At 58.9% G+C, this 4230-nt stretch carries 4 protein-coding genes and 1 pseudogene; 2 read left to right on the top strand and 3 right to left on the bottom strand.

The window, feature by feature from the left end; translation table 11 throughout:
* Nucleotides 1–150: helix-turn-helix domain-containing protein (locus AUR66_RS17390; protein ID WP_157533205.1), on the top strand; the 150-nt coding region annotated here is incomplete at its 5' end.
* An 83-nt stretch (nucleotides 151–233) separates the two neighbouring features.
* The gene (locus AUR66_RS17385) at nucleotides 234–581 is read left to right on the top strand and encodes a DUF7344 domain-containing protein (protein WP_157533204.1); all 348 of its coding nucleotides are present in this window, start codon (nucleotides 234–236) and stop codon (nucleotides 579–581) included.
* Nucleotides 582–787: 206 nt separating this feature from the next.
* Here the strand turns inward: AUR66_RS17385 and AUR66_RS17380 are convergent, their stop codons facing one another.
* From AUR66_RS17380 to AUR66_RS22285, 3 genes and pseudogenes are all read right to left on the bottom strand, one after another.
* A complete protein-coding gene (locus AUR66_RS17380; protein ID WP_058573428.1) occupies nucleotides 788–3106 on the bottom strand; it encodes an arylsulfatase in 2319 nt (772 codons plus the stop codon).
* A 224-nt stretch (nucleotides 3107–3330) separates the two neighbouring features.
* Nucleotides 3331–3999 (bottom strand): hypothetical protein, encoded by a 669-nt coding sequence (locus AUR66_RS17375; protein WP_058573427.1) that lies wholly within the window; start codon nucleotides 3997–3999, stop codon nucleotides 3331–3333.
* Nucleotides 3996–4230, bottom strand: a pseudogene (locus tag AUR66_RS22285) (hypothetical protein); the annotation flags it as partial. The pseudogene AUR66_RS22285 and the gene AUR66_RS17375, both read right to left, overlap by 4 nt.

Raw genomic sequence — 4230 nt, 5'->3', positions numbered from 1 at the left:
GGCTATTTCGAGACACCGAGTGAGGTGAGCCTCGACGAACTTGCCGACGAACTCGACATCACTCGGCAAGCGCTCTCGAACCGAATTCGGCTCGGCAACGAGAAAGTCCTCTACGGGGCGCTCCTCTCCTCGTCGTCTGGTACCGAATAGATGTCTCCTACTTAAGGGAATTGACGAGTCAACCTTGAACCTCAACAGGTGCGGATACGTATCCTACAACTGGACGTGTAAGAATGGCACGTAAAATGGGAGGCTACGAGACGGACGCTGGTGGTGTCTTCGAAGCACTCGCGAACCCTGCCCAGCGTGAGTTACTCTTTGCGCTCGCCGATGCGAACCCATCGGGTGACGAGACTCTCGACCCAGCGGACCTCCTCGCCTCGGACGGTGAGGTTGACGTCCCTGAACGAACCCAGATTGGATTGTACCACGTCCACCTCCCGAAACTCGACGAGCTCGGGTTCATAGACTGGGACCGCGAAACCGGACAGATTTGCACCGGTGACGGGTGGAACGACGTCGCTCCGGTTCTCGACGTGATTCAAGAGAACGAGGACAGATTCCCCGAAGGGGTGCTGTGAAGCAGAATAACGGGAAGTCGGTGCCAGTGATGGACGTGTCCCCCGTTCGAGTGTCAGAACTGTATCTACACGCGTGAGAGGACGGCGTCTCGATAGTCGTGTGTACGTCTGGTTCCCAACTCGCTGTCGGCACGTGGTTTCCCTGTCCGGTCCCACACCCGGAGGACAGCCCTTCGAAAAAAGAATGTGAAACTGGTCTGAGTGGCCTATTCTCTCGCCATAATCTGGTCCATCTCGGCTTCTTCGTGGACGAAGGGTTCGCCGCTGACGTCGACAGTCACGCGAGTGATGTCACCGGTGAACGCGAAGGGAGTCCGGTCGCGGTAGGTGTCGCTGACGGCGTTGACGGCGTCGCGGCCACAACTCAGCCCAGCGGTGAGTCCCATCGTAATCGGGATGGTCATCGGCACTTCCCCTTCGCCGACCTGTTCGTCGCCGTAGTAGAGGCGGACGGTTCCCGGGGCACCCTTCCCCTCACTCATGTCGGGTTCTCCGGTCACCTCGAACTCCATCCGAACCGAACCCTCACCTTCCGGTATCGGGTCGTCCGCGACGATTTCGAACTCTTCGATACCGACGTAGTTGTGGACGTAGCGGAGGTGATTGTCTTCGACGTACAGTGAGTAACCACCAGAACGGGCACCGTGGGCGAGCAGGACACCTTCGGCACCTCCTTCTGGAACGGTGATGTCAGCCGTGATACTGTGGTCGCGATTGAATATTTTCACCGCTGCGTTCTCCGGGACGTGCTGGGTGTCTGGATAGTAGACGTACTTCTCACGCGGCTTTCCGGGTTGCGGTCGCGTTTCGGCGAACCGCTGGACACCACGGCCATCGAGCGGTAACACGTCGTACCTGCCCGCCTCTGTCCACCACAACTGGGCGAGTTCGAGGACCTTCTCTGGGTGTTCGGACGCGACGTCGTGCGCTTCCGAGAAGTCCTCTTCGAGGTGATACAGTTCCCATCCGGACTCTTCGAGCGTGGTCGCCGAGAGGTCTTCTGTAGTCATGGGTTTGCCGAACGGCCACGGGCGGACGGCACGCCAGCCATCGTGGTAGATGGCGCGAGTGCCGAGCATCTCGAAGTACTGCGTCGTGTGTTGTTCGGGTGCGTCGGGTTCGTCGAACGAGTAGGCGAAGCTCGTGCCTTCGATGGGCGATTGCGAGTAGCCTTTCACCTCGTCTGGGGCGTCGATACCGACTGTCTCGAGGATGGTCGGCATGAGGTCGATGGCGTGGACGAACTGCTCGCGAATCTCACCACGGGCGTCGATACCCTCGGGCCACGAGACCACGAGTGGGTCCGACGTGCCGCCACGGTGTGTCTCGCGCTTCCAGCGCTGGAACGGCGTGTCGCCGGCCCACGTCCAGCCCCACGGATAGTGATTGAAGTACTTCGGGCCACCGAGTTCGTCCATCGCTTCGAGGTTCTCTTCGAGGGATTCAGGGACGTTGTTGAAGAAGCGATTCTCGTTGACCGACCCGGAGTGTCCTCCCTCCGCACTCGCACCGTTGTCCGAGACGAGCATCACGAGCGTGTTGTCGAGTTCACCGAGTTCTTCGAGGTAGTCCAGAACTTTTCCAATCTGGGCGTCGGTGTGTTCGAGGAAGCCCGCGAACACTTCCATCATCCTCGCGTAGAGTTGCTGTTCGTCCTCCGAGAGCGAATCCCAGCGTTTCACGTCAGGGTTCTGTGGCGAGAGGTCGGTGTCCTCCGGGACGACCCCCATCTTTTTCTGCTGTTCGAGAATCTTCTCTCGGGCTTCGTCCCACCCCATGTCGAACTCGCCTGCATACTTGTCTGCCCACTCTTGTGGAACCTGGTGGGGCGCGTGGCACGCACCCGGTGCGAAGTACGTGAAGAACGGTTTGTCGGGGTCGACCTGTTTGGCGTCGCCGATGAACTCGATGGTACGAGCGGCGAGGTCTTCTGTGAGGTGATACCCTTCCTCGGGAGTCGTCGGTGGCTCAGTCTGATGGTTGTCGTGTACGAGTGTGGGCGTGTACTGGTCGGTGTCTCCACCAAGGAAGCCGTAGAATCGCTCGAACCCGCGTCCGAGTGGCCATCCATCGTACGGTCCAGCAGCACTCGTCGACTCGGCTGGTGCGAGGTGCCACTTACCCATCGCATACGTATTGAATCCCTCCTCGACGAGTATCTCAGAGAGGAAGCCGTTCTCGTGCGGAATGTGGCCGTTGTACCCGGGGAACCCGGTCGATATCTCGGTGATTCCTGCCATCCCGTTCGAGTGGTGGTTTCGTCCGGTGAGGAGACACGACCGCGTCGGGGAGCAGAGCGCCGTCGTATGGAAGTTGTTGTACCGCAGGCCGTTTTCGGCGAGGCGGTCGATGTTTGGCGTGTCGACGAGACCACCATAACAGCCGAGTTGGCCGAACCCAACGTCGTCTAACACCACCATCAAGACGTTCGGTGCATCTTCTGGAGCTCGTGTCTCTTCGGGCCACCAGGGTTCTGATTCGTCGTACGTACGGCCGATTTGGCCGTGGAACTCTCGGTTGGACATTGTTGTCGTTCTCCCCCGCAACCGAGAGTGTTGTCAACAGATTGAAGCTTCTCGAAGTCGATGAGAGTTCGTTTGCTCACCACCTCTCTCGGTGTGTGGGTTGAGCGGAATATCAACTGGAAAAATAATAATGGTTTTTCACGTGTTGCCAGAGTGTATAGACGAGAGATAAATACGAAAACTGGGATATTCAGACAGAGGTGGTGTGTTTTCGTAGTTCTCGCTCACCGGTCGGTAGACTGACCCTCCAGTCTCCCACGGAGTTGGTCGGAGATACCGGTCAGGTGTGCTGTTCCGAAGATAGCGACCAGCAACCCACCGAGGGTGTTGTACATCAAGTCGAGAACGCTGTCGTCGAGGCCGTACTGAGTGAGAACCTCTTCGGCACCGAGCAGTTGCGAAACCACGCCGATGTAGAACTCGAGGAGTTCCCACAGCACGCCGAACGCCATCACGAAGATGAGGAGATAGGCGAACATGAACCGCGGTGGCATGTTGATGTACTCGGTGTGTTCCATCAGTGCCCGAGTCACGGCGTACGCGGCACCGGCGACCAGTGACGACGACAGTGCGTGCGTCATGTGGTCCCACCACCAGACGGCCTTGTAGGGGCTCAGGAAGTCGAGGCCTGGGAGTGGGAGTGTGCCGAAGGCGTGCAAGAACATCGCGACGGATATCCAGAGGACGATGCCGATGTTCATGGTGAAGTCGTACCGACGCTTGAGGACACCCGGGAGCAAGGTCACGAGCAGACCGACACCGGCGTTGACGAAGACGCCACTGTTCCCGTAGTACACCCCGAGGCCGAAGATGACGAGCATCAACACCTGGAGGATACGAACGACCGTTCGCTCGACTCGCCCTGACTTCTGGACCTCCCTTTCGGACATCATGCTACCACCTCCACGTCGGATTGGGCCTCGACGTTCGCCTTGAGTTGTCTTCTGAAGTACCACCGGAAGACGAACCCGCCAGCGATTCCAGCGAGTGCAGCAGCGGTGAAGACAACCATCAGTTCTTCGTTCGTCTCGACGAAGTCGGTTCCGAGGTATTGGGCCGAGATGGCCGACCCGACGGCCCAGAACCCTGCGAACGCCATGGTCGAGAGGGCGACGAAGAAGATA

The sequence above is a fragment of the Haloferax profundi genome, assembly GCF_001469865.1.
Taxonomy (GTDB): Archaea; Halobacteriota; Halobacteria; order Halobacteriales; family Haloferacaceae; genus Haloferax; species Haloferax profundi.
The sequence above is the reverse complement of the archived record's forward strand: the minus strand, read 5'-3'. Positions and strand labels throughout refer to the sequence as shown.